The sequence below is a fragment of the Nonomuraea sp. NPDC050153 genome, from assembly GCF_044460125.1.
Classification (GTDB): domain Bacteria; phylum Actinomycetota; class Actinomycetes; order Streptosporangiales; family Streptosporangiaceae; genus Nonomuraea.
The window spans coordinates 53,192-78,994 of record NZ_JBITJQ010000033.1 but is presented as its reverse complement, the minus strand read 5'-3'; the positions used below and the strand labels follow the sequence as shown (position 1 = coordinate 78,994).

22 protein-coding genes are annotated in these 25,803 nt (G+C 69.7%); 11 read left to right on the top strand and 11 right to left on the bottom strand.

From position 1 onward, the window contains the following. Nucleotides 1-48: 48 nt before the first annotated feature. On the top strand, nt 49-1,110 hold the full coding sequence (locus ACIBQ1_RS48765) for a LacI family DNA-binding transcriptional regulator (RefSeq protein WP_397288534.1): 1,062 nt from the start codon (nt 49-51) through the stop codon (nt 1,108-1,110). An 84-nt stretch (nt 1,111-1,194) separates the two neighbouring features. Here the strand turns inward: ACIBQ1_RS48765 and ACIBQ1_RS48760 are convergent, their stop codons facing one another. From ACIBQ1_RS48760 to ACIBQ1_RS48735, 6 genes are all read right to left on the bottom strand, one after another. Further along, nucleotides 1,195-3,555 (bottom strand): ATP-binding protein, encoded by a 2,361-nt coding sequence (locus ACIBQ1_RS48760; protein WP_397288532.1) that lies wholly within the window; start codon nt 3,553-3,555, stop codon nt 1,195-1,197. A 206-nt stretch (nt 3,556-3,761) separates the two neighbouring features. Further along, on the bottom strand, nt 3,762-5,114 hold the full coding sequence (locus tag ACIBQ1_RS48755) for an MFS transporter (RefSeq protein WP_397288530.1): 1,353 nt from the start codon (nt 5,112-5,114) through the stop codon (nt 3,762-3,764). Between the two features lie 211 nt (nt 5,115-5,325). Further along, nucleotides 5,326-6,270 carry an SDR family NAD(P)-dependent oxidoreductase gene (locus tag ACIBQ1_RS48750; RefSeq protein WP_397288528.1) on the bottom strand — a complete coding sequence of 315 codons (945 nt, stop codon included), beginning with the start codon at nt 6,268-6,270 and terminating at the stop codon, nt 5,326-5,328. A 14-nt stretch (nt 6,271-6,284) separates the two neighbouring features. After that, on the bottom strand, nt 6,285-7,484 hold the full coding sequence (locus tag ACIBQ1_RS48745) for a cytochrome P450 (RefSeq protein WP_397288526.1): 1,200 nt from the start codon (nt 7,482-7,484) through the stop codon (nt 6,285-6,287). Between the two features lie 16 nt (nt 7,485-7,500). After that, nucleotides 7,501-8,679 carry an NAD(P)/FAD-dependent oxidoreductase gene (locus ACIBQ1_RS48740; RefSeq protein ID WP_397288524.1) on the bottom strand — a complete coding sequence of 393 codons (1,179 nt, stop codon included), beginning with the start codon at nt 8,677-8,679 and terminating at the stop codon, nt 7,501-7,503. Next, nucleotides 8,676-8,873, bottom strand: a complete 198-nt coding sequence (locus ACIBQ1_RS48735) for a ferredoxin (protein WP_397288522.1) — start codon at nt 8,871-8,873, stop codon at nt 8,676-8,678. Before ACIBQ1_RS48735 ends, ACIBQ1_RS48740 begins: the two co-directional genes overlap by 4 nt. A 103-nt stretch (nt 8,874-8,976) precedes the next feature. Between ACIBQ1_RS48735 and ACIBQ1_RS48730 the strand changes: the two genes are divergently transcribed. The 3 genes from ACIBQ1_RS48730 (at nt 8,977) to ACIBQ1_RS48720 (ending at nt 11,511) form a co-directional block, all read left to right on the top strand. Further along, nucleotides 8,977-9,606, top strand: coding sequence for a TetR/AcrR family transcriptional regulator (locus tag ACIBQ1_RS48730; protein WP_397288520.1), 630 nt, complete (start codon nt 8,977-8,979; stop codon nt 9,604-9,606). 198 nt (nt 9,607-9,804) lie between these two features. Continuing rightward, the gene (locus tag ACIBQ1_RS48725; protein WP_397288518.1) at nt 9,805-10,446 is read left to right on the top strand and encodes a DedA family protein; all 642 of its coding nucleotides are present in this window, start codon (nt 9,805-9,807) and stop codon (nt 10,444-10,446) included. A gap of 297 nt (nt 10,447-10,743) precedes the next feature. Further along, complete coding sequence (locus ACIBQ1_RS48720) at nt 10,744-11,511, top strand: MerR family transcriptional regulator (RefSeq protein WP_397288516.1); 768 nt, start codon at nt 10,744-10,746, stop codon at nt 11,509-11,511. A gap of 305 nt (nt 11,512-11,816) precedes the next feature. Here ACIBQ1_RS48720 and ACIBQ1_RS48715 read toward each other — a convergent pair whose 3' ends face one another. Next, nucleotides 11,817-12,233, bottom strand: a complete 417-nt coding sequence (locus ACIBQ1_RS48715; RefSeq protein WP_397288514.1) for a VOC family protein — start codon at nt 12,231-12,233, stop codon at nt 11,817-11,819. 77 nt (nt 12,234-12,310) lie between these two features. On the opposite strand from ACIBQ1_RS48715, the gene ACIBQ1_RS48710 reads away from it, so the two are divergent. Next, on the top strand, nt 12,311-12,916 hold the full coding sequence (locus ACIBQ1_RS48710) for a TetR/AcrR family transcriptional regulator (RefSeq protein WP_397288512.1): 606 nt from the start codon (nt 12,311-12,313) through the stop codon (nt 12,914-12,916). A 182-nt stretch (nt 12,917-13,098) separates the two neighbouring features. Here the strand turns inward: ACIBQ1_RS48710 and ACIBQ1_RS48705 are convergent, their stop codons facing one another. Continuing rightward, nucleotides 13,099-13,719, bottom strand: a complete 621-nt coding sequence (locus ACIBQ1_RS48705) for an L-threonylcarbamoyladenylate synthase (protein WP_397288510.1) — start codon at nt 13,717-13,719, stop codon at nt 13,099-13,101. A gap of 166 nt (nt 13,720-13,885) precedes the next feature. Continuing rightward, on the bottom strand, nt 13,886-14,155 hold the full coding sequence (locus ACIBQ1_RS48700) for a substrate-binding domain-containing protein (protein ID WP_397288508.1): 270 nt from the start codon (nt 14,153-14,155) through the stop codon (nt 13,886-13,888). Between ACIBQ1_RS48700 and ACIBQ1_RS48695 the strand changes: the two genes are divergently transcribed. From ACIBQ1_RS48695 to ACIBQ1_RS48680, 4 genes are all read left to right on the top strand, one after another. Continuing rightward, on the top strand, nt 14,136-14,624 hold the full coding sequence (locus ACIBQ1_RS48695; protein WP_397288507.1) for a hypothetical protein: 489 nt from the start codon (nt 14,136-14,138) through the stop codon (nt 14,622-14,624). The genes ACIBQ1_RS48700 and ACIBQ1_RS48695 overlap by 20 nt on opposite strands. Nucleotides 14,625-14,704: 80 nt before the next feature. After that, nucleotides 14,705-15,997, top strand: coding sequence for a serpin family protein (locus ACIBQ1_RS48690; protein WP_397288505.1), 1,293 nt, complete (start codon nt 14,705-14,707; stop codon nt 15,995-15,997). Between the two features lie 254 nt (nt 15,998-16,251). Beyond that, nucleotides 16,252-18,720 (top strand): S8 family serine peptidase, encoded by a 2,469-nt coding sequence (locus ACIBQ1_RS48685; protein ID WP_397288503.1) that lies wholly within the window; start codon nt 16,252-16,254, stop codon nt 18,718-18,720. 14 nt (nt 18,721-18,734) lie between these two features. Next, nucleotides 18,735-21,383 carry an AAA family ATPase gene (locus tag ACIBQ1_RS48680; protein WP_397288501.1) on the top strand — a complete coding sequence of 883 codons (2,649 nt, stop codon included), beginning with the start codon at nt 18,735-18,737 and terminating at the stop codon, nt 21,381-21,383. Between the two features lie 340 nt (nt 21,384-21,723). On the opposite strand, the gene ACIBQ1_RS48675 is transcribed toward ACIBQ1_RS48680, so the two are convergent. Beyond that, nucleotides 21,724-23,331, bottom strand: coding sequence for a phospholipase A2 (locus tag ACIBQ1_RS48675; protein ID WP_397288499.1), 1,608 nt, complete (start codon nt 23,329-23,331; stop codon nt 21,724-21,726). 438 nt (nt 23,332-23,769) lie between these two features. On the opposite strand from ACIBQ1_RS48675, the gene ACIBQ1_RS48670 reads away from it, so the two are divergent. Both ACIBQ1_RS48670 and ACIBQ1_RS48665 read left to right on the top strand, forming a co-directional pair. Next, on the top strand, nt 23,770-24,690 hold the full coding sequence (locus tag ACIBQ1_RS48670; protein ID WP_397288497.1) for an alpha/beta fold hydrolase: 921 nt from the start codon (nt 23,770-23,772) through the stop codon (nt 24,688-24,690). An 8-nt stretch (nt 24,691-24,698) separates the two neighbouring features. Next, a complete protein-coding gene (locus ACIBQ1_RS48665; RefSeq protein WP_397288495.1) occupies nt 24,699-25,307 on the top strand; it encodes a TetR/AcrR family transcriptional regulator in 609 nt (202 codons plus the stop codon). On the opposite strand, the gene ACIBQ1_RS48660 is transcribed toward ACIBQ1_RS48665, so the two are convergent. Further along, entirely contained in the window at nt 25,261-25,647 is a 387-nt protein-coding gene (locus ACIBQ1_RS48660; protein WP_397288493.1) for a GNAT family N-acetyltransferase, read from the bottom strand. The genes ACIBQ1_RS48665 and ACIBQ1_RS48660 overlap by 47 nt on opposite strands. Nucleotides 25,648-25,803 lie beyond the last annotated feature (156 nt).

The following is a 25,803-nucleotide window of genomic DNA, read 5'->3' as shown; positions in this document are numbered from 1 at the left end:
GACGATGTCAACCCCCCGTAACACACTCTTGACGATCGGAGATTTTGGGTGAGCCCACGACGGGTCACGCTGGCCGATGTGGCCAAGGCCGCCGGTGTCTCGCGCCCGACCGCCTCCCTCGTGCTGTCAGGCCGCGGCCGTGAACTGCGTATCTCTCAGGATGTGGAGCAGCGCGTCCTGCAAGCCGCCGAGGAGTTGCAGTACCGGCCCAACATCGTCTCCGTGGGGCTGCGTACGGGCACCTCCCGGACGATCGGCTTCGTTTCCGACACCATCGCCACCTCACGGCTGGCCGGCGACATGATCAAGGGAGCGCTGGAGGCCGCCCGCGAGCGCGGCTTCATGCTGTTCATCGGTGAGACCGAAGGCGACGCCCAACTCGAACGCCTCCTGCTGCAGGCCATGCACGACCGCCAGGTCGACGGGCTCATCCTGGCCTCGATGTTCACCCGCACCATCAAGGTGCCCAAGGCCGTCACGGCCGCGCCCGCCGTGCTGCTCAACGCGCTGCCCAAGCAGCCCACCCCGCTGCCCGCCGTCCTGCCCGACGAGGTCGAGGCCGGCCGGCGCGCGGCCCGCGTCCTGCTCGACGCCGGCCACCGCGACGGCATCTACCTGATCGGCGCCGGTCCCGGCCTGCGCGATGTGCCCTCAGAAAGCGTCGCGGCGGTAGAACGGCTCGTCGGCATCCGTGAAGCGCTCGGCGAGGCGGGCGTCAAGGTGGCGGGCGCTCGCACCTGCCCCGACTGGCAGCCGGAGTACGGCCTCGCCGCGACGCGGGACCTCCTGCGGACCGTCCAGCCGCGTGCGCTGATCTGCTTCAACGATCGGATCGCGATGGGCGCTTACCAGGCGCTCGACGACTTCGGGCTCAAGGTGCCCGCGGATGTCTCCGTCGTCTCCTTCGACGACCACCCCATCGCCTCGTGGGTACGGCCCCAGCTGACCACCGTGGCGCTGCCCCACTACGAGCTGGGCCGCAAGGCGGTGGAGGTGCTGTTCACCGAGATCGAGCGCGACCGCGCGGACACCGAGCAGGCGGGCCAGGTGCACCGGGTCCCGATGCCCGTCCGCAACCGCGACTCCGTCGCACCGTCAGCGGCGGGCTGAAGGCCCCCCGGGGGGGGGAGTCGGTGACCGGGATCAGCCGCTTGCCGCGTGGTCCGTCAGCTCCGCGCATCGCCGGGGAGCACGTCAAAGGCCCTCCGTCCGCGTCCACGCGGCAATCTGCACGCGTGAGGTGAACCCGAGCTTGGTCAAGATGTGCTCGACGTGACCTTCCGCGGTGCGCGGGGCGATGACCAGGCTGGCGGCTATGTCCTTGTTACTCATGCCTTCCGCGACGAGTTGAGCGACCTGCCTTTCCCGGGACGTCAGCACGGAAGACGCGGGAGAGGTGGCCGGCGCGGCCTGTTCGGGCAGCAGGCGTTTACCGAGCGCATGGGCGATGGCTTCGTGGAAACCGAGATCCAGGCCACGCTGGAAGGCCTTGTCGTACCCTGTGTCGCCGAGCGCTTCACGCAAGTCGGCCGCGCACTGGTCGTGCGCGACGGCGAAGGGCTGAAAGCCGGACAGTGACACTCCTATCAACGACCGGAGCTTCTCGGCGGCACCGAGCAGGAAGGCCGCACGTTCGGCGGCGCGGTCGTCGGCAGCCGTGGCCCAGGCCAGCGCTTCCAGAACCCAGGCCGGCCCCCACCGGTCACCCAGCGGATACTGCCGCGACAGGCTGTCCTGGAAGAGGGCTGCGGCTTGCCGGGCGTCCCCCGCTCGCCACCGTTCCAGACCCACGACCCATACCCCCCACGACAGAGCCCATCCCGCGCCCGCCGCCTCCGCGGTCTTCCGGCAGCTCTCGGCGAACGAACGGGCACGCGGATCTCCGAGGAAGGTCGCGGCGAAGGAGAGATAGACCGAGGCCAGGAAGGCGTCGTTTCGATCGCTGCGGCGGGCGGGACCGTCGCGGTGTTCAGCGTAACGGTCGAGCGCTCCCTTCAACTGCGGGACCGCGGCCCGGAGATCTCCTTGAAGGAAGGCGGCCAGCCCGGAAAGACACCTGGTGAACGCGTCCGCGTGCCCGTCTCCGGCCAGGCGCGCGTGGTCACGACACTCGCCCAGCAACGGCAGCGCCGTGGCCGCGTCGCCTTGCAGGAGTGCCATCGTGGCGTATACCCCGAGCGCGTCGAACCTGGCCGGGCTCGGCTCGCTCTCCTGCCGAAGCGCCTGGTCGAGCCAGTGACGGGCCTCGCTGTGCGCTCCGTAGAAGACCCAGTACTCGTACAGGTCGGCGCCGATGCGCAGTGCGGCCTGCGCTTCACCGGGGACGGTGAGACAGAAATCCAGAGCGATCCTGATGTTGGCCAGCTCCAGGCGAATCCTGCTGAGCCATTCGGCCTGGCGTGGGCCGAACCAGCTCGCGTCGGCCTCCTCTGCCAGACGCTGGAAATGGTCACGGTGACGACGGCGAAGCACACCTTCCTTGCCGGTCTCGACGAGCCGTTCATGACCGTACTGGCGAACGGTCTCCAGAAGCCGATACCGCGTGCGGGTGCCGTGGTCTTCGCGGGCCACTATCGATTTGTCGATCAGCGCGGCGACGAGATCGACCACGTCGTCCCCGGCCACGTCCTCCCCGTCGAACGGGTCACCGGCACATATCCGCTGGACCGCGTCCAGGTCGAATCCGCCGGCGAACACCGACAGGCGTTCCCACAGGATCTGCTCCCGGCGCGAGCACAGCTCGAAACTCCAGTCCATGGCGGCGCGCAGTGTCTGGTGGCGGGGCAGAGCCGTACGAGAACCTCGAATCAGCAACCGATAGCGGTCATCCAGCCGTTCGAGAATCTGCTCGGGAGACAGCGCCCGGATCCACACCGCGGCCAGCTGGATCGCCAGAGGTATTCCTTCGAGGCGTTGGCACAACCGCACCACCGTCGCGCTGTTTCGGGCACTGATCGCGAAACCCGGCATGACCAGCTGCCCACGCTCGACGAACAACCTGACGGACTCATACTCGGTCGCCTCGCCGGCCGGACCACGCCAGCCGGGTTCGGGCACCGACAGCGGCGGCACCGCGAGCAGCGTTTCACCGGCAATGCCGAGACGCTCGCGGCTGGTGGCCAGAATTCGCACCTGCTTGGCTGCGGAGAGGAGCATGCTCGCCAGGACCGCGCAGCCGTCCAGGAGATGCTCGCAGTTGTCCAGAACCAGCAGCAGTCGTTTGTCACGCAGATGGTTCGCCAGCGTCTCCGCCGACGGTCGGGCTGACTGATCACACAACCCCAGACTCTCGGCCACCATCCGCGCCAGCAGGGTGCTGTCCTGCAGAGACGCGAGCTCCACCAGCCACACCCCGTCGGCGAACGCGCGCCGCGCCTCCGCGGCAACCCGCAACGCCAGCCGGGTCTTCCCCACGCCACCGGGCCCGGTCAACGTCAGCAGCCGGGTGTCCGACAGCATCTGCCTGGCCTCAGACACCTCCCGCCTGCGGCCGACGATCTCCATCGCGTCAGCAGGAAGATTGCCCACCACCTGCAACGACGCTCGTGGCGCCACCCCTTCATCTTAGTCGTCCAGGGAACCCGGCGACCGTGGGGGACCTCACCGATGCCGGAGCCCCGCTGCGCGCCGCCTGGACAACCCCTGGGCGTCAAGGTCAAGCACAGAATTCACCAACGTTGTCACATTCGTCACCCTCTGTGATCGCTGACGTCCGATGCGGTACAGCTTCGAGTCTTCCGCGAAGGGGCTCGCCGGCCTGGTCAAGAATCGCGTCTGCGGGTGGGGAGCAGGAGGGCGGCGACGAAGGCGACGACGAGCGTGCCGGCGCAGATCCAGAAGCTGGAGATGAACCCTGCCTCGGACGGGACGTGCCCGGCCGTCGCGGTGGCGGACAGGGTCGCGGCGAGGACGGCGGTGCCGATGCTGCCGCCGATGGAGCGGGCGAGGGTGTTGATACTCGTGGCCGCGCTGGTCTGGGAGGGGGGCACCGTGGCGAGGATCGCGTTGGTCATGGCGGCGGAGGCCAGGCCGAGGCCGATCCCCATCAGGGAGACCGCGGCCAGCAGCTGCCACGCCGCGCTGTGGGCGACGGCGAGCAGCACGTACGACGCCGCGATCATGACGATGCCCAGCGCCAACGGGAGCTTGGCCCCGAAGTGCCGGTCCAGCGCACCCGACAGCGGCGCGAACACGACCATCGCCACGGTCGCGGGCAGCAGGAACAGGCCGGCTTCGCTGACAGTTTTGCCCAGGCCGTAGCCGGTCGAGGCCGGCAGCTGGAGCAGGAGCGGCACCAGCAGGAACGAGCCGAACGTGGCCACCCCGAAGGCGATGCCGGCGATGTTGGTCGTCCACACGCCCCGGCCGGCGAGCATGCGCATGTCCACCAGCGGCGCACGAACCCGCAGCTCGACCATTGCCCACGCGACGAGCGTGACGGCGGCCCCGCCGAACAGGCCCAGGGTCAGGCCGCCGGCCCAGCCCCAGCCGCCGCCTTTGCTGAGCGCCAGCAGCAGGCAGACCAGGCCGGCCGACAGCAGCAGCGTGCCGGGCACGTCGATGCGGCCGGACGCGCGGAGCGGGGATTCCGGGATGCCGAACACGATGCCTGCGGCGGCGAGGGCGATCGCCATCAGAGGGAACCAGAACAGCCAGTGCCAGCCCAAGCCGGCCACGATCGGTCCGGCCAGCACGGCGCCAAGACCGCCGCCGGTGCCGAGCAGCGCGGACAGCAGGCCGACGGCGACGCCGACCCGTTCGCGCGGCAGCTCGTCCCGGACGATGCCGAACGCCAGCGGCAAGATCGCGCCCCCGGCTCCCTGCAGGACGCGGCCGGTCACCAGGACGGCGAGGTTGCCGGCGAGCGCGGCGACCAGGATTCCGGTGGCGAGCACGCCGAGGACGATGAGCAGCACCCGGCGGCGGCCGAACATGTCGCCGAGCCGGCCGGCGACCGGCGTGGCGATCGAGGCGGCCAGCAGGTAGGCGGTCACGAGCCAGCTGATGTCCGCGGTCGAGGCGTTCAGCTGCCTGCCGATGACCGGCAGGGCCGGGGCCACGAGCGACTGCAGCATCGCGAACACCACCCCGGCCAGCGCCAGAGAGCCGAGCACGAGTGTGGGGTTCGGGCGTCGCGGGAGGATCGGGGCTTGCTGGGGTGTCAGGTCGCTGCGCATCGCGTCACCGGCTGACGGGGAGGCTGACGGGGAGTTCGTGGACGCCGCAGGCGGACATGTCGCGCCGGCAGCGGGGTGGGGTCGGTCGTGTCGTTCATGAGCACACGTCCTCGGTGGACTCGGTCGCGAGAGCCGGGAACATCACGCGTTACGGCTGGGCCGCGACGACGCGCAACAGCTGCGTGATCTCCTCGCCGGGATCGGCCGGGACGGTGTAGCCGGTCTCGTCGCGGATCTGCGCGAGGTGGTCGCGTACGTCCTCGATGGACAGGGACGGATGGTGGTAGCCCACGGTCCTGCCGGTGAAGAATCGGGCGACCTGGCCCGCGCCCGCGGTGTAGATCTCGCCGGTGACCGGGCAGTCCTCGTGCGCGAGGAACGCCACCACCGGTGCCACCAGCGCCGGATCGAGCTTGCCGACGATGGCGTCCATCGTGGCCGTGGCCGCGGGGTCGAGCCGCGAGTCCTCGCCGAGGTGCTGGACGAGCATGCGGGTGGCGGCGATCGGCGCGATGGCGTTGACCCTGATACCGTGCTCGGCGCCCTCCACGGCCAGGACGCGGGTGAAGCCGGCCACGCCCGCCTTGGCCGTGCCGTAGTTGCTCTTGTGCGGGCTGCCGAGCAGCCCGGCGGCCGACGTGGTGGTGACGACGCGGCCGTAGCCCTGCTCCCGCATCACCCGCCAGGCCGGCCGGGTCACGTGGAACAGGGCCTTGACGTGCACGTCGAGGACCGGGTCCAGCAACCCGGGGGTCATGTCCTCCAGCAGCGCGTCCCGCAGGATGCCCGCGTTGTTGACGAGGATGTCGACGCGGCCGTAGGTGTCGAGCGCGGCGCGGACGAGCGCCTCGCCCCCGTCCGGGGTCGCGACGTCGCCGGTGTCGGCGACCGCTTCGCCGCCGTGGTCGCGGATCTCCTGGGCGACGGCCCTGGCCGGGCCGGTGTCCGCCCCGTCCCCGGTCACCGAACCGCCGATGTCGTTGACCACCACCTTCGCGCCCCGCGCGGCCAGCAGCAACGCGTACTCCCGGCCGAGCCCGCCACCGGCGCCGGTGACGATCGCGACCCTGCCGTCGAACCTGAGGTCGGTCATGAAGTGTCCTCCGGTCACCAGTTGACGGGCAGGGAGTGGACGCCGTAGATGCTCATGTCGTTCCTGAACCTGATGTCCTCGATCGGCACCGCCAGCCGCAGCTCGGGGAGGCGGCGCAGCAGGGTGGGCAGGGCGATCTGCAGTTCGGCGCGGGCGAGGCTCTGGCCGAGGCACTGGTGCACGCCGTAACCGAACGCGAGGTGCCCGCGAGCGGGCCGGGCGAGGTCGAGCGTCTCGGGGTCGGCGGTGAAGGCGGGGTCCCAGTTCCCGGCGGGCAGGTTCATGATCAGTCCTTCGCCGGCCTTGACGAGCGTGCCGCCGATCTCCACGTCCTGCGTGGCGATGCGGGCGATGAGGCTGTGCACGATCGTGAGGTAGCGCAGGAGTTCCTCGACGGCGTTGGCGAGCACGTTCGGGTCGTCGGTGTCCCGGACCAGGGCGGCCAGGCCGGGGTTCTCCAGCAGCGCCACCGTGCCGAGCGCGATCATGTTGGCGGTGGTCTCGTGGCCGGCGTTGAGCAGGATGACCCCGTTCATCGCCGCCGTCTCGCGGCTCAGCTCGCCGGTCTGCACGTGCTCGCGGATCACCCGGCTCATCAGGTCGTCGCCGGGCTCCTTCTCCTTACGGGCCACCAGCTCCAGCATGTAGCCGAAGAACTCCCTGGAGGCCCTGGCCTTCTCCTCCGGCGGCGTGTGCATGTTCATCAGCTTGCCGGTGATCGTCTGGAAGAACTCGTGGTCGGTGTAGGGGACGCCGAGCAGGAGCGAGATCACCATGGACGGGACGGGCAGCGCGTAGTCCCGGACGAGGTCGCCCGGCTGCCCCTTGGCGACCATGGCGTCGATGAACTCGCCGGCCATCGCCTCGATGTCCGGGCGCATCGCGTTGACCCGCTTGACCGTGAAGTCCTTGGTCAGCATGCGGCGCAGCCGGGCATGCTCGGGGTCGTCCATGCGGGGGAAGGTCTGCGGGGCGCCCGGACCCTCCCGTTTGACGTTGCCCTGCAGCACGCCGAGGACGTCCGCGCTGATCGCCGGGTGGCTCATGGCGGTCTTGATGTCCTCGTACCGGCTGACGGCCCACACGCTGTGGCCGTTCCAGTCGACCCGTCGCAGGCCCTCCTCCTCACGCCACTGCGTGTATTCGGCGGGCGGGTTGAACGGGCAGCGGGCTTCGCGTTCGCCGGGGAAGATCGGCAGATCGGTGGAGGTCATGAAAAATCCCCTTCTGTCAGGCGGCGGTGGTGAGTGCGGTGGTCCACGGTGTGCGGGCCGCGATGAGGGCGCGCCAGGCGCGCAACGTCCTGGGTGGCCGGCCGGCGGCGAGCACGCCGACGAGGCGATCCGTCTTGCGGTAGGCGACGAGGAGCCGGTCGCGGTCGAGGACGAGCGCCTCGTCGTGGTCGCGGAGGTCGCCGTAGGCCTGGAACCTGGTGTCGTACTGGTCGGACCAGAAGTACGGGACCGGGGCGAACGGGCGGGGCCGGCCGAGGATGTTGCGGGCGACGGCCATGCCCTGCTCGGCGGCATTGGTGCGGTGCTCGATCCGCATCGCGGTGCCGAACAAGGGGTTGTGCCAGCGGGCCACGTCACCGACCCCGTACACGTTCTCCGCGGCGGCGCAGAACTCGTCGCACACGAGCCCGTCGTGGACGGTCAGACCGCTGCCGGCGAGCCACTCGGTGTTCGGCGCCGAACCGATCGCCACCAGCACGTCGTCGGCCGGCACCACGGTGCCGTCGGCCAGCCGCACGCCGGTCACCCCGCCGCCGGTGCCGAGGACGCCGGTGACCGAGACCTGAGTGCGGACCGTGACCCCGTGCTCGACGTGCCTGCGGGTCATGATCTGGCCGGCTTCCTCGCCGACGGCCTGTCCCAGCGGCGCCGGCCCCGACTCCAGCAACGTCACCCGCACCCCGAGGGCGCGGGCGGTGGCGGCCACCTCGGCGCCGACGAACCCGGCGCCGACGATCACCAGGTGCCCTCCCGGCCGCAGCCTTTCCTTCAACGCCAGCGCGTCCGGCAGGGTGCGCAGCGTGTGCACCCCGGCGAGAGCGTCGGCGCCGGGGAGGCGGCGGGCGCGGACGCCGGTCGCGACGACCAGGGCGTCGTAGGGGAGGCGGGTGCCGTCGGCCAGCGTCACCTGTCTCCGGCTCGTGTCCAGTTCGGTCGCGGGCAGGCCCAGCCGCAGCTCCAGCCCCAGCGCGTCGAGGTCGGCGGCCGGACGCAGGGCGAGCTCGTCCGGCGCCCACTGCCCGGCCAGCAGTTGCTTGGACAGCGGCGGCCGGTCGTAGGGCGGCCGCGGCTCGTCACCGACGAGCGTGATCACGCCCTCGAATCCCGCGCGGCGCAACGACTCCGCCGCCGCCAGCCCGCCGGCCGACGCCCCGACGATCACCACCCGGTTCATGACTCCGCCAGGTGGATGGCCGCGGCGGGGCACACCATGGCCGACTCCCGGACCGCGTCGTGCCACTCCGGGCCGGGCGTCTCCTCCAGCAGCACGACGACTCCGTCCTCCTCCCGCTGGTCGAACACCTCCGGCGCGAGCAACACGCATTGACCGGCGGCGACGCACTTGTCGGCGGCCACGCTCACCTTCATCGCACTCCCCTTACCGCCACAATTGGCAGTTTGATGCCATTTCCCTTCTTGGACCGAAAGGTAGCACAACTGGCAGGATGCTGCCAGTTGATACGATCGAGCGGTGGCCACAGAGACCGAGCGGCACCTGCGGGCCGACGCCGCACGCAACGCCGAACGGATCGTGCGCGCCGCGCACGCGGCCTTCACCGACGACGGCCCGGACGTGTCACTCGAGGAGATCGCCCGCCGCGCCGGAGTGGGCATCCGGACGCTCTACCGCCACTTCCCCCGCCGGGGCGACCTCATCCAGGCCGTGCTCGACCAGCGGGTGACCGAGGATCTCATGCCCGCGATCCAGCGAGCGCTCGACGACGACAACCCGCTCCACGGCCTGACCACACTGATCGAAACCGCACTCGCCATGGTCGCCCGCGAGATGAACACCCTCACCGCCGCCAAGAGCACCGACTCCCTCACCCCCGACCTGTCCACCGCCTACTTCGAGGCCATGACCCAGCTCATGCACCGAGCCCAGCAGGCCCGCCTCCTGCGCGCCGACCTCGTCCCCGACGACCTCACCAGGATCATGGCCATGCTCACCGGAGTGCTCTGGAGCATGGACCCCAAGACCGAGGGCTGGCGCCGCTACCTCGGCTTCGTCCTCGACGGCCTCTCCCCCGCCACCGCGACCGTCCAGCCCCCGGCCGTGCCCGTGGTGCGGAACCCGCGAGCGGGCAGCCTGTTCGACTGACCCGTCCCGACCAGGCAAATAGGAGATCACCTTCACCTTCGGCCCCAGCCGACTCGATCTGACTACTTAGCGTGTTGAAGCATGACAAGAGGTAGTCGATTTCAGGGGTGATCTCAGGGTGAACCCTGATGCGCATAGCCACAATTGACATCAGACTGCCACTTGTTTCCGGGGAAATCCATCTGAGAGGTGCCCATCATGGCGTTCGCCAACGTGTTGGATTGGTTGCAGTCGTTGCCGGAGCCCGCGATGCTGGCGGGAGCGGGAGTGCTCGCACTGGGGGAATCCATCATCGGCGTCGGGTTCCTGCTTCCGGGAGAGGCGGCGCTGCTGATCGTGGCGGCCACCATCGACTCGGTGCCGGAGTTCCTGCTCATGTGGGCGGTGGTCACGCTCGGCGCACTGGCGGGCAACGTGATCGGGTTCGAACTCGGCCGCCGCGTCGGTCCGTCATTGCGCGATACGAAGCTCATCCACAAGTACGGAGGGGACGGCTGGGACAGAGCCTCGGCCCTCCTCCAAAAGCGCGGCCGCTGGGCGGTGTTCACCGGCCGGCTGCTCCCGCTGGTGCGCAGCTTCATGCCTGCCGTCGCCGGCGCGGCGCACATGTCCTACCGCGCGTTCCTGCCACCGGTGGCCGTGGGTGCCGCCTGCTCGACGGCACTACCCCTGCTGGTCGGCATCGCGGCAGCCGCGGGCCTGGGAAACGCCAGCACGCTGATGCTCATCATCCTGGGCGGGGTGCTCCTCGTGGTCGTGGCGATCATCGTGATCCGCAGGCTCCGCAAGAACACCCGCGCGAAGAGGTCCGCGGTGGCCACCGCGGGCAAGCAAGGCTAGAGGTCTTGGCGGAGAGTGGCGCACCCAGCGCGTAATTCGCCCTGGACGCCGATGCTCCCACCGCGGATTCCCCCTCGCCGACACATCGCATCGGGGAGGGCACCGTCCACCGGATCCTGGCCGCAGCACCGCTTGGCCCCGCGCCTCACCTTGAGGACCTCATCGCCCGCGCGTAACCGCCTTGCGAAAGTCCTCGCTTCCTGATCACTCTTGACCTTCTCGTTACGTCAACTTCTACGGTGGTGAATGAGCCGGAAAGCACCGGCTCGGCGATGGACAAGGACGGGTGAGCCGGTCATGGCATGGTCGATCGCGCAGGTGGCCCGGATGTCGGGAGTGACGTCTCGGACGCTGCGCCACTACGACGAGATCGGGCTGCTGCCGCCTGCACGGGTGGGTGGGAACGGCTACCGCTACTACGAGGAGGACCAGTTGCTGCGCTTGCAGCAGGTTCTGGTGCTGCGTGAGCTGGGCCTCGGCCTGACCGAGATCAAGGAGATCGTCGAGCGGCACACCGACCCCATCGCAGCGCTGCGTGAGCACCACCAGCGCCTGCTGGCGGAGCGTGACCGGCTGGACGAGGTTGCCCGCATGGTGGAGCGCACCATCGCCGAACTTCAGCAGAACGAGGGGAAGACGACCATGTCCAAGATCAGCAGACCGGAAAACCTGTTCGAGGGATTCGACGGTGCACGGTACGCGGCCGACGCCCGCGAGCGGTGGCCGGAGCAGTGGCAGCAGAGCGGGCAGCAGGAGCTCCTGGCCAGCCGCACTCCAGAGGAGCTGGAGCAGATGCAGCGGGAGGCGACGGCAGGGATGATCCGGATGGCCGAGCACATGCTCGCCGGCACCCCCGCCGACGCCCCGCAGGTCTTCGCCGAGCTCGACGTCCACTATCGGCACCTGAGTGAGTCCTGGGCGCCGACCGCGGCGCAGTATCTGCACCTGGCCCGGATGCAGGCGCAGGAGGAGCGGTTCCGGGCCAACTACGAGCAGGTCGCCGAAGGCCTGGCCGAGTACATGCGCGATGCCATGACCGCCTACGCGCACGCCCGGCTGGGCTGAACCGCAATCGCACTCTTGGCAGTTCCTTCGGATCGTCCCGGTCCGAAGCTCATCCTGACCGTCGCCATGGTCGCGACCGGCCGGTGGAGCGCCTGCCGGCGTCGACAGATAACTCGTGATACTCGGTCAAGTTCACCTGCACCTGGTCGGCCAGGAGGGCAGTGTCAGCGCGTGGCCGCCTCACTCATAGAACGGGCTGGGGCGGCACCGCCCAGGTCCGGGCGTGCGCGCTGTCGCGGGCCTCAACTCCTCCTGCAAGCCACCACCGCCTTCAGCGCCTGCCCTCAAGGCGGACAACGCGTGGCTCACGCGGTGACGTACTGGTCCGCGAAAGCTCCATACGGCTCGATGGGCGTGATGACATCGATCAGAACGCCGCTGGGGTCCGCCACGATGAAGTGCCGCTGCCCGAACTCCTCGCTGCGCAGTTCGAGCTCTGCTCGCAGTCCCTCACCGACAACGAGCCGCTCCCATTCGGCGTCCACGTCCTCCACCTCGAAGTTGAGCAGCAATCCCCGCACGGGGGCGCGATATCCCTCCGGCACCGTCGGGTGGGCATAGTCGAGCAGCGCAAGCTCATACGGCTGGGTCCCCGCCCGCCGCAGGCTCACGTACCAGTCGGCCTTGAAGGTCGTCTCGAACCCGAACAGCCGGGTGTAGAAGTCGTGGGACTCGGCCAGCCGCGAGGTGCCGATGACTGGATAGAAGCTGGTCAGTTTCATGGAGGCTTTCCTTCGCATACCGATGGTAGGTGGAGGTACGCTACTTGACCTACCATCGGTACGTCAAAGGGGATGAGATGACCGACGGGGCCAGGGCCCGCCAGCGCGAGCAGACCAAGCGCACCCTGCTGCGCGAAAGCCGCCGGTTGTTTGCGAGCCGCGGCTATGGCGCGGTCGGCCTGGCCGAGATCGTGCAGGCCGCCGGAGTCACCAAGGGCGCGCTCTACCACCACTTCGACAGCAAGACCGACCTGTTCCGCGCGATCCTCGAACAGGTGCAACAGGAGGTCGCCCAGAACGTGGCCGCGACCGCACAGGCCCATGACGACCCCTGGGAACAGCTGACCGCCGGATGCCGGGCGTTCCTCACCGCGAGTACCGACCCGGACGTCCAACAGATCATGCTCATCGACGCCCCCGCCGTGCTCGGCTGGAGCGAATGGCGCGCGATGGACGAAGGCGCGTCGGCACACCATCTAGCCGAAGCGCTCGCCACTCTCATCGAACAGGGAACCATCACCCCCCAACCGGTCGAACCACTCACCCACCTGCTGTCCGGCGCCATGAACGAGGCCGCCCTGTGGCTGGCCACCTCAACCAACCCCGACGACCTGGCCGCCACCTGGGCCGCACTCTCACAGATGCTCGAGGCGCTGCGCCACAAGCGGACCGGATCGGCGTAAAGGTCCTCCTCGAACCGGCCAGCGGCGCACAACGCTACCCACTCAAGCGGGCCGCAGATGCGGTCGAAGTGATCAAGCGGACGGTGACGGATTCTGATGCGGCCGAGGCGGTCGAGCGTCCTCATCGCGCGCCGTGTCACCAGGCGCTGAATACCTGCCCCGGCGAAACCACCGCCGGTCGCCTATTCGAACAGGGACGTGTCTCCCGTGCCCCGGCGGAGAATCTCGGGTTCGTCCTGCGAGAAGTCGACGACGGTCGTCGGAGTGGCGCCGCATTCGCCGGAGTCGATGACCGCGTCCACCACGTGGTCGAGCCGCTCCTTGATCTCCCAGCCCTGCGTCGAAGGTTCGGTCTCGTCGGGCAGCAGCAGAGTGCTGGACACCAGCGGTTCGCCGAGCTCGGCCAGCAGCGCCTGGGTGACGACGTGATCAGGGATGCGGACGCCGACCGTCTTCTTCCGGGGATGCAGCAGCCGCCGCGGGACCTCCTTGGTCGCGGGCAGGATGAACGTGTAACCGCCGGGAGTCGCCGCCTTGACCTGGCGGAACAGCGCATTGCTCAGGTGAACGAACTGGCCGAATTGGGCGAAGTCACGGCATACCAGGGTGAAGTGGTGGTCGCTGCCGAGGCCGCGGATCTCCCTGATCCGGTCGAGGCCCTCCTTGTTGCCCGGTCGGCATCCGAGGGCATAGCACGAGTCGGTGGGGTAGGCGATGAGCCCGTCCGCCCGCAGGATCTCGGCGATCTGGCTGATCAGGCGAGGCTGGGGATTGTCCGGATGAAGATCGAAGTATCTGGCCACGTCTCGGATCCTAGGGTCCAGCGCCGTGGCATGACATGCGGCCCCAGGGCGACACGGTCTCGCCGTCCAACGTTTTGCGATCATGGCGTCCTCTCGGGATGAAGGATGCTCCACAGGATCGGCTGCGCGCGCAAATTTCGAGATGTCAAGAGTCCGTCTCCAGCCCTCAGCCGGATTGACGGCGTACGAGGCGCGCGGGGACGACGAGCTCGGTCGACGGCTCGTCGACGGCGCCGCGCAGCCGTTCGAGCAGCCGCACGGCTGCGGCCTGGCCGATCTCGCGTGCCGGGTTGGCCATGGTGGTCAGGCCGGATGAGACCAGGCCGGCGGCGTCGATGTCGTCGAAGCCCATCACGGCCAGGTCCTCGGGAACGCGCACGCCCCGCTGCGCCGCCACGTCCAGGGCGCCGATCGAAGTGAGCTTCGCCGACGGCACCGGCCTGCACTGCCAGGGCGTGGTGGGCGCCGACGGCCTGTGGTCCCGCACCCGGGCACTGATCTCGGACGACCAGCCGATCTGCTCCGAATCCGTCGCCTACCGAGGCACCCTCCCAGCGCGGCAGGCCGACGCGGACGACGAGCTCATCTGGATCGGACCCGGCAAGCACCTCGTCCAATACCCCATGCTGCAGTACCTCGCCCAGGGGGCGTGCCAGGCCATCGAGGACGCCGAATGCCTGGCCCGGCACCTGGCCGGACAGAACGGCGACTTCGGCGAGGCGTTCGCCGGCTACCAGGCCGAGCGCATCGGCCGCACCGCCCAGGTGCAGACCGTCGCCCGCGCGTGGGGCGAGGTCTGGCATGCCGACGACCTGATCGTCCCGGCGTTGCGCGACCGGGTCTTCGCCCGCCGCGCCGCCGACGACCACACCGACCTGGACTGGCTCTACCAGGAGGGACTATGAGAGACGAGGTGGTCGGCGCCGGCGAACGGCATATGGACCGGCGTCCCGAACCATTCCTCGTCGGCGAACGTCTAGGAGTTATGTCTCTCGACTTTCCTGCGGGTCTGCGGCGGCGGGAGTTTCTCGCCCTGGCCCTGCTCGCCGCGTCCGCGACCGCTTGTGGCGGATCGGAGGACACCGTGCTCATGGCTCAAGGGGTCAGCCGGGAGGCGCCCGTGAACCCTCCCCTCGCCGAGGTGGTGCGCGGGCTGACCGCCCTCGGTCACCACCTGTACGCGGCGGTGGTCGAGCCGGGCAAGAACATGGTGCTGTCCCCGCTCAGCATCGCCTACGCGCTCGGCATGGCGAGGGCCGGAGCGGCCGGGGCCACCGCAGCGGCGCTGGACAAGGTGTGCGGCTTCCCCGCGGCGGGGCCGCACACCGCGTTCAACGCCCTCACGAGGAAGATCGTCACGGTTGCGGGCGTGCCGCCGGAGCCCACCTCAGGAGGCGAGAGGGACGCCGAGAACAGCGAGCCCGCCGACCCCGTGGTCGGCATCGCCAACGGGCTGTTCGCACAGCAGGACCTGCCGGTCAAGCAGCCGTTCCTGCGCACCCTGGCCGCGCAGTACGGCACGGGCGTGCGTACCGTCGACTTCCGCGAGAACGCCACCGCCGTCATCGACGCCTGGGTCGAGGAGCAGACCGCGGGGCGCATCAAGAAGCTGTTCGACCGACTGGACGAGGCGACACGGCTGGTCATCGCGAACGCCGTCTACCTCAAGGCGGACTGGGAGCATTCGTTCGCCGAGGGCCCCCACGAGGAGAACGCCACGTTCACGCGCGAGGACGGCTCCACCGTACGCACGAAACTGATGCGGCAGACGAAGGAGTTCAGGTACGCCTCCAACGCGGGCTGGCAGGCGGTCGAACTGCCGTACGCCAAGAGCGACCTGGCGATGTGGGTGCTGCTGCCCGCGCGGGGCGGCTCGCCGGGGGAGCTGATGAAGCCCGGCACGCTGGCCCAGGTGGCCGCGGGCCTGAAACCGACGACGGTCACGGTCAGCCTGCCGGGCTGGGACTTCGCCACCGACCTCGACCTGGAGGCGCCGCTGCGCACGCTCGGGCTGGGCGTGCTGTTCGACGGCGCCGACTTCTCCGGCATCGCGGACCACCTTTTCCTCGGCCAGGCAGTGCACCGGGCCAACATCTCGGTGGACGAATGGGGCACCGAGGCCGCGGCGGTAACGGGGATGGCGTTCCCGGTATCCGGCCTGGCGGGCACGGTGACCGAGTTCCATGCCGACCATGTCTTCGCCTTCGCCATCATGCACCGCTCGACGTCCACCCCCTTGTTCATCGGCCACGTCAGCGACCCCACCGCCTCCGCGTGACACGGACTCGTCCCATACGGGTCGGCGCCTCGGCCGGCACGCGTACGGCGCGGCCCTTGAAACCGCGGTCGGCCAGGGCGAGCTCGCGGACGTCGGCGCCCGTCCCCAGAGGAGCGCGATCCGCCCCGGCCATGTGACGCCCAGTCATCTACCTGACTGTGGGCAGTCAGAACCCAGTCATACGACTGATACCGGATTACACCGACCAACCCCTACATTCGCCCCGACTAAAGATCACTCGCGGGGAGGGCCCGGTGTCCCGTCTCAAGCTCGCGGTTCCCGTACTGATCGTGCTCGCCTCCTTGTGCGTCCAGACTGCGGAGGCATCGGCCGGTCCGAGCCCGCGCCCGATCGGCAACGGCGCCCGTTACCAGTTCTCCGGCGGCAAGCCGGAGGCGCAGGCGACGCCCACTCCCCGGCCCGACCCCGGACCACCCGACAAGAAGCGCCGGCTCGTGGCGCGCGAGGGGTTCGTGCCGGCTCGCGCCGGCCACGGCGTCAAGGACAGTTACATCGTGACGCTCAGGCAGGCTGCCACGCCGCAGCTGGCCGGGAGCCTGGCGGGTCGCTTCGACGGCACGGTGCGGCACGTCTTCGACCGGGTCCTGCAGGGCTTCTCCGTGGCGATGACCGAGGCGCGGGCGAAGCGGCTGGCACAGGATCCCGCGGTCGAGTCCGTCCAGCAGGACCAGGTCGTCACGATCGCCGAGGAACAGGTCCACGAGGCCACCCAGAACGACCCCGTCAATTGGGGCCTGGACCGCATCGACCAGGAGAACCGGCCACTGAGCTCCACCTTCACCTACGTCGCCGATCGCAGCTCCCCCGATGACCGGATCTACATCATCGACACGGGCATCAACGCGTACGACTACGACGAATTCGACGACGAGGCCGGCGACAGCCGGGTGGAGTGGGGCACCAACACCATCGACGACGACAACGACGACTGCAACGGCCACGGCACGCACGTGGCGGGCATCGCCGCGGGCCGCAGGTCCGGGGTCGCCAAGCGGGCGACCCTGGTCGACGTCAAGGTGCTGGGCTGCAACGGGGGCGGGACCACGACCTCGGTCGTCAAGGGCGTGGAGTGGGTCGTCAAGAACGCGACACCGCCGGACAGCCACGCCGTCGACGCGGTGATCAACATGAGCATCCAGGGTCCGGTGAACGACGCCATCGACAAAGCCGTGAAGTCGGCCGTGGACGCCGGGTTCACCGTCGTCGTCGCCGCCGGCAACAGCAATCAGGACGCCTGCGACATCTCTCCCGCCAGGGTCCCCGGAACCGTCACCGTGGGCGCCTCGGCCGCCGACGACAGCCGGTGGGCCTCCTCCAACCACGGCGAGTGCGTGAACATCTTCGCGCCGGGCGAGAACATCCTCTCGTCCGACTACAGCAACCCCGGCAGCGTCACCTCGAAGTCGGGCACCTCCATGGCGTCCCCGTTCGTCGCCGGCGCCGCCACCCTCCTCTCTCTCGACGAGAAGGCCACTCCGTCGGCGGTACGCGACGCGCTCATCGCCAACTCCACGAAGGACAAACTCACCGGCATCGGCTCGAACTCGCCCAACCGCCTGCTGTACATGGGCAGGAAGTCGCGTGGCGTCTGCCAGACGGACCCCACGCAGATCCTGGAGTCCGCCGCACCCTACTCCCCGCTGACCGAGAAGTGGTACAACTACGCCCACCAGAACCGGGGCTGGACCGGCGCCGACGGGACGTACTCCACCCCCGGTCTCGAAGGCACCGGGCGAATCTGGGTCTTCTCCGACACCTTCCTCGCACCCGTCAACACGGACGACACCCGGCCGGAAACCGCTCCGTTCATCAACAACTCGATCGTGGAGGAGACCTACGAAGGCGACCTGATCACCCACACCGGAGGCACGGCCCAGTCCCCCATGTCGATCATGCCCGGAACCCAGGACTACTGGTATTGGGGCGGGGCGCCGAGTGTGCTCAACTCGGGCGGCGAGGACCGGTTACAGGTGGTGTACCAGGAGTACAACCGGTTCGGGCCGGGCCAGTGGGACTGGGGGTGGGCGGCGAACGTCGTCGCGACCTTCGACCCCGACGATCTCGGCCATCCCATCGACGTGACCGTGCTGCCCTCGTCCCAGGGCGTGGCGTGGGGCGCGGCCATCCTGACCGACCACAGCTGGGACCACTACACCTACATCTACGGCGTCGAGGATGTGCACGAAGGCCCGATCGAGAATCCGACGGCCGTCTACAAGTACCTGCATGTCGCCCGCGTCCAGGGCACCGACCTGCGCCGGCCGTGGCAGTTCCTGGACAGGAACGGCGACTGGATGTCCGAGGAGTCCTTCACGGCCCGCGAGTACATCGCCGGCACCGGCCAGCACGTCCCGGTGAGCAACGAGTTCAGCGTCGACGCCGAGGGCAGGCTGGTCACCCAGGACAGCTCCGTGGCGTTCAGCGGCGAGATCTACCTCTACCGCGGGTGCTCGGTGAGCGGTCCTTTCAGCGGCAAGACGTTCCTGTACCGCACGACCGAGGGCGGCCCGTGGGGCGACTACGGCAACGAGAACCTCTTCACCTACAACGCCAAGGCGCACGACTATTACTTCTCCGCCGACAGCGAGTACCGCAAGACGCTGATCATCTCGTACAACCTCAACAGCCTCGACTGGCACGACGTCTACCGGAACATCCGCTGGTACCAACCACGGTTCATCAAGCTGGTCATCGCGCGGTGACGTTATAATCCACGATGCTGATCGGACGGGATCACGAGCGGGCCGAGATCGATCGGTTGCTCCGTGAGGTCCTCGACGGCGCCGGGCGCTGCCTGGTCCTGCGGGGCGAGGCCGGGATCGGCAAGACCGCGCTGCTCGACCACGCGGCGAGGTCGGCGACGGGCGAGTTCACCGTCCACCGGTTGACGGGCGTGGAGCCGGAGAGCGCGATGCCGTACGCCGCGATCCACCTCCTCGTGCGCGGCCTGCCGCTCGTCCCGCTCGCGGCTCCGCGGCGCGCGGCGCTGGAGCAGGCGCTTCGCGGCGAGCCCGGCGATCCGCTTCTCGTCGGGCTCGCCGTGCTCGACCTGCTGGCCGCGCAGGGACCCGTGGTCGTCCTCGCCGACGACGTCCAGTGGCTGGACGCGCGCTCCCTGGCGGTCGTGCATTTCGTGGCCCGCAGGGTGGAGAACGCGGCGATGATCCTCGCCGTCGCCGATGGTGCTCATCTGCTGGAGGACCTGCCGGAGCTGCGGCTCGGCCGGCTGGATCGGAAGTCGGCAGGCGAGTTGCTGAGGCGGGCGCGCGGCCCGCTGCCGGAACAGGCGGCCGAGCGGCTGCTCGATCAGGCGGATGGCAACCCGCTGGCGTTGACCGGGAAGGTCACCCGGCTCCATGACACCTTTCGCCGGCAGGTGGGGGCCCTTCCGCCGAAGACCCGGATGCTCCTGCTCGTGGCCGTGAACCGGCCGCGACTGGAGATCGTGCTACGGGCCGGGCAAGAGCTGGACCTCGCGCCGGGAGACCTGAGTCCGGCCGAAGAGGGCCGCCTGGTCAGCGTTGACGGTGGTGTCGTGGTGTTCCGTCATCCACTGCTCGGGCACGCCGTCGCCGCGGCTTCCACGCTCGCCGCGCGCATCGCCGTACATCATGCCCTTGCCCGGGTGCTGGACGGCGATCTGCGGGCCTGGCACCTGGCGGCCGCCGCCACCGGGACGGACGACACGGCGGCCCGGGAGCTGGAGGCGTCCGCCCTGCGCGCTCGGAGCCGCGCGGCGCGGTCGGAAGCCTACGAACGGTCGGCCGAGCTGTCCGGCGAGCGCGCCGACCGGACGCGCCGCCTCATCGCCGCGGCAGAGGCCTCGATCGACGCGGGGCGCCTGGATCGGGCGGAGCAACTCGCGGACGCCGCCGCTCCCCTCGCGCGCGAGCCCGCCGTACGGGCCCGGCTGGCGAGCGCTCGGGCGGCCATCGAGCTGCAGCGGGGCACCCCGCGGGCGGCGCACGCGATGCTCATCGAGGGAGCGGACCTCATCGCGGGCGAGGACCCGTGCGGAGCGGCGGCAATGCTCATCGACGCGCTACGGAACGTCTGGTACACGGGTGACCTGCGGCTCTCCGAGCAGGCGCTCGGCCGGCTGGGCGAGCTTTCCCTGCCCGAGGACGATCCGCGCCGCCTTTTCGCCGGCCGGATGCGGGAGCCGGGCGCGAACCTGCTCCGTGTCCTGGTGGACGAAGCCCGTGGCGGGCATCTCGGGGAGCGTACGGGGCGGCTGGTCCTGGCGACCTTCGGCTTCGACGGCGGAGGCGAGCTCGCCGAGCGCAGCGCGCAGTCGTTCGTGGCCGATTGCCGGGCGGAAGGGATCATCGGCTCGTTGCCGCTCGGCCTGCAGCTCCTGGCCACGGCGCAGCTGTATCGCGGGAAGCACGCGGACGCGGCCGCCGGCGCGGCGGAAGGGCTCCGCGTCGCGACGGACACCGGCCAGCGCCACCGCGCGGCCCATCACCGAGCGCTCCTCGCCGTGCTGGCGGCGCTGGCCGGGCGCGAGGAGGAGTGCAGGGAGCTCGCCGTCGCGGCGCTGAGCCATGCCGACTCCCACGGGATCGCCCCGACTGCCGGGTGGGCCATCTGGGCCCTCGGCCTGCTGGAGCTGGGCCTGGGCCGCCCCGAGGAGGCGCTGGGCCGCTGGGAGTCCTCGCCGGTGCGGCTCTACCACGGCCTGCCCGCCGTCTTCACCGCGGCGGACCACGTCGAGGCCGCGGTGCGGGCCGGCCGGCCGGAGCTCGCCAAGCGGCCGTACGCCTGGCTGGAGCGATTGGACCTGCCCTGGATGGCGCCGGTCGTGCTCCGCTGCCGCGCCCTGCTCGCGCCGGCCGAGGAGGCCGGTCACCACTACGAGCCGGCAGTCCGGCTCCACCGGCACGATCACCGTCCTTTCGAGCGCGCACGGACTCAGCTCCTGTACGGCGAATGGCTGCGCCGGACGCGTCACCTCACCGACGCCCGCGCACAGCTCCGCTCGGCGCTGGAGACCTTCGAATGGCTCGGCGCCCTCCCCTGGACCAGGCGCGCCCGTGCCGAACTCCGCGCCGTCGGCGGCCCGCCGGCCCACCTCCCCGAGCAGGAACGCAATCCGCTGGGCCTGCTCACTCCACAGGAACAACAGGTCGTGCGGCTCGCAGCCACGGGGGCGAGCAACAAGGAGATCGCCGGCCGGCTCTTCCTCAGCCCCAGAACCGTGGGATACCACCTCTATCGCGCCTTTCCCAAGCTCGGCGTACGCTCCCGCCGTGACCTTGCCGACGTGATCGCCCCGCAGCCCTCGGCAGCCGGCTCGGACGAGCGGCACGCCCGGCGACGCCGCCCGCGTACGGATCCCGCCTCGGCACCGTCTGCCTCCTGAACACGGTGCTCGCCGGCCTCAGACCGTCGCGACAGGCGGGCAAGCGCCACCACGCCGTTCAAGCCGTCGCGCACCTGCACGACCTCGCCCTCACGGCATGAGCGCTGATCGGCAGGACGTGCCCCTCCCGTTCCTGACTGGCCGAACAAGGGCGGGGGCGATCATCGCCCCCGCCCTCCCCTGCCTCCCGCCGGAGACCGCACCTCTCATGGCCCACGCCGCCGACATCGGCGCCTGATGTTCGGCTCGACCTCGCGACCGGCCGGCCCTACCTGCGCGCCTCCAGGTGAAACACCTGCATCTTCCGACAGGGCGGGAAAGTGCCCGGCGAGGTCAGGGCTCAGGGGTTACCGTACTTCTTGACGAACTGGTAATACGTCCATGCCCATGCCCTGCAGTCGGGCCGTACCAGGATGAAGTAACCGCCGCATACCTTGTCGCGCATAGTGATGTAGAACCGGTTGTCTACGTCGAGCTTTCGCGCACGGGTGTTGTCGAGGTAGTACTTGTACTTCTTCTTCTGGTTGGCAATCAGGCCGTACCCGTAGTCGTGGGAGTCACAGGCAGGCCGCATATCGAAATTGTGGGGCTTGTCCGGAGAACTCGTGCAGTGGTCGTAGTAGATGCCCCTGACCTTGAAGCCGCTGGCGGTCCGCTTCCAGTCGGGCTTCCGCCACTTGCCGCCGTGCCATGCCCAGGCTGAGCAGCCCGACTTCGTGTACCACATCCAGGTCACGGCCGTGTTGCACTTCTTCGGGTAGGACTGCGGGGGATCCACGCCGTCCGGCAGGAAGTCGCTGGCCGGCGGCTCGGTGGCGTTGGGGTCGTCGAGGCCGGCCGCGCCCTCGGTCGTCCCGCCGTTGGCCGGCATGTCGGTGCCGGTGGCGGTCACCTGGGGAGCGGCGACGCCCGCCGGGAACGTCAGCTGCCAGCCACCGCTGGTGACGGACTCGATCGACGACAGGCGTCCGACCGGGTCGTAGGCGTAGATCCCCTGGACGGCGCCGACGCTGGGGTCGGTCACGGTGCGCAGCAGGCCGTTCGGGTCGTAGGCGTAGCTCGCCTCGGTCTGCGGCGCCTCGGTTCCGTAGGTGACCGCGATCGCCTTGAGCCGGCCCGCGTAGTCACCGTTGGAGGTGCTGGTGGCCGTGGTGGTCGTGGCGTAGGTGAACCTGGTGACGGACGCGGGGGTCGCGGTGCCGGCCGGCTCCTTCACGGTGCTGACGCGGCCCTGGGTGTCGTAGGTGATCGTGGACTTGCCGAAGGCGGTGCTGCCCACATCGGTCACACGCCAGGGGTCGGCGCTCGGCGCCCCGGCGGGCCGGGCCCAGGTGTAGGTGAGCTGAAGGTCGCTGGTGCTGATGGGGGTGCCGTCGGCGGTGGTGAAGGTGTCGTCGCCCGCCTCCACGGGGCCCGGATCCGTCACGAGCGTCTCGGTCGTCGTGGTGCGCATCGCTCCGATGTTCGCGTCCCACTTGGTGGTTTCGGTGATCTTGGACCCGCTGGCGGCCTCGTACGTCTGGACGCCGCCGCCGTCGGGGAAGGAGACGCTGCTCTTCAGGGGGTAGCTGGTCGACGTCCCTTCGTCGAGCTCCGTGACGACGATCGTGCCGTTCTGGTTCTCGAGTTTCCGGTTGATCTCACCGCCGGCGAACTCGGCCTGCCAGCCCGGCCCGAAGACGCCCAGCTCGGGGCGGGTCGCCGGAGCGGACTGCGGCCGGGCCAGATCGTCGGCGGCCAGCACCACGCCGTGCCGGCGGCTGATCGCGCCCGCGGACACGTCCAGTTCGGTGAGCTTGAAGGTCTTGGTGTCGGAGGAGTACTGGCCGGGGCCGATCTCCTGAACGTTGGCCGGTGGCGGGTCGTCGAGCGCGGCGGCGGAGACCTCCGGGGAGAGGAAGGGAATGAGCATCGCCGAGACGGCGACGGGGAGCGCTAATCGGCGCAAGAGGTGCCTCCAGGTAAAGAGAGAAAGTGATTTGATCACCTGGAGGTTAAGGGGTCAATAAGTCACTTGACAAGAGCTGGACAATTCCATCGAACGATGTTCAAATCGCCTATGAAGCCATACCCCGGATGCGATTTATTCGTGCGTTCACGCAGGTGGATAAGCCCTATGGCGAATTTATGGCGAGCTTATTGCGATACTGTGGAACCTTCGAGAATAATAACTCGGCGGCACGAATAGAAGGCCCCGCCACATCCGACTGCGCAAACTGATTTGCCGGTCGGTTTTGACAGCGGTCAAGGGCGGCTCGGATCCGGAATGTCGGCGAGAAGTAGCGGCGGCACTCGCCCCCCGCACGGCGCGTCGCGAAGACCCAGTACCCGCGGTCGCGGCCAGTTGTTAGGATACGACTGTATCCATTCGGGAGATGGGGTCACCATGCGCATGCCTGACCGACCGTCCGCCTTCACCAGCGACTCTGCCCGTGACAAGTACTACGCCGTCTATGACCGAGTGCTCGGCGAGCTGTGGCCGGTGCCGGTGGACGCCATCGACGTGGAGACCCGCGCCGGCATTGTGCGGATCCACCGGGCCGGGCCCGCCGAGGGGGATCCCGTGGTCCTCCTGGCCGGTGCCGGCGCGAACGCGCTGGCCTGGTACCGCTACGTCGAGCCGCTGGCGCGCACGCGCCCGGTCCTTGCCGTCGACCCTCTCGGCGAGCCGGGCCGCTCGATTCAGAAGCGGCCGCTCGCGACCGGTGCCGAGGTCGGCGGCTGGTTCACCGACCTACTGGCCGCAGTCGGAGCCGAGCGCGCACACGTGGCGGGCTTCTCTTACGGCGGCTGGACCGCGGTGGAGCAGCAACTCGGCGGGGGCCGCCGGGTCGCGGCGCTGACGCTGGTGGACCCGGGCGGCTTCGCGCCGTTGCCCAGGCGGTTCATCCGGTGGGCCCTGGCCGGCGCCATCGCTTCCATGCTTCCTCGTACGTTGCGACACCGCCTGGCCGGCGTAGTGGACAACGGGGCGCTGCGCGAGGATGGGCTGATGGAGCTGATGCGGGCCGGGTGGTCCTTCCGCCGGCGTCTGCCCCTTCCGCCCGCCTACACCGACGAGCAGATACGCGAGCTGTCCGTGCCCGTACAGGTGCTGCTGGGCGCCCGCAGCGCGCTGCTCGACGCGCGGGCGGTGGCCGCACGGCTGGCCGACATCGCGCCGTCCTGGCGCGTGGAGATCGTGCCCGGCACCGGACACGGATTGCCCGTCGAAGCTCCGGACCTGGTCGCCGAGCGGATCCTCACCTTTCCCGGCCAGGTGCGGCCCGGGACCGCGACGCCGAGGCACAGCACGGACAGCAGGTAGGAAACGGCATGCCCCGACAGGTGGATCATGATGAGCGGCGGCGCCAGTTGACCGAGGCGCTGCTGCGCATCGCCGGCACCCGCGGCCTGCAGGCGGTGTCGATGCGTGAGATCGCCGCCGAGGCCGGGGTCTCGCTGCGCGTCGTCCAGTACTACTTCACGAACAAGCAGGCCCTGCTCGAGTCCGGCCTCACGGAGCTGGGTGCCCGCATGGACCGACGGGTCAAGCAGCGGGCCGCCGCTGCCACGGGCGAGCTGACGCCGCGAGGCGTTTTCGCCGCCGTCCTCGGCGCGATCCTGCCCTTCGACGAGCAGAGCAAACTGGACTCCATGGCCTGGACCGCCTACTACACCGCCGCCCTCACCGACCCGGCGCTCGCCGCGGTCGGGCTCACCCTGCCCAACGCACTGGAAAACTTCCTCACCGTACGGTTGACCGCCGCGCAGCAGGCCGGGGACATCGCCCCCGATCGTGACCCGCGTACGGAAGTCGCCGGCCTTCTGGCTCTCGCCAACGGCCTGACCTCCAGTGTCCTCAGCCGACAGCGCAGCCACGAGGCCGCCATCAAGATCATCGACTATCACCTCGATCGCCTGTTCGGGCCGGCAGCGGCTTGACCCAGCGAGACCACTGCGGTTGAGGGTCACAGCCTGCGGCGTTCCAGGCCGAGTGGGCAGGTGTGTTGTCGCGCAGGACCATGGCATCGGCCCGGAACGCGCCGAAGCCGGTGAAGCGGGCCTCCGCCTTCGCCGGCAGCGCGGTGGCGATGCCCTTGCGGCGATGGGATGGGTGGACGAGCCGTACGCGATGAGCAAGGCCGCCGTCGAGGCGCTCAGCCCAGTTGGTCGGCGGGAGGGGCATCACGGTCAACGCCATGGCGCCCGGCCCGACGGTCACCGACCCGAACCCGTAGATGCCCGCCGACCCCGAGGTCCAGCAGATGCTGGGCAGCGGCAACGCCCTCCCCTGCGACGGTTGATCATCACCCTCTCAGCACCTCCCGCCGGCCGCTGAAGCGTCAGTCACCCTTCCAGCGCTCCTCCGGTCGCCCGCTGAACCCCTTGCGGGCGTCCTCGACCATGCGGTGTCGTGTCAGCGGCGGCGTCAGGACGG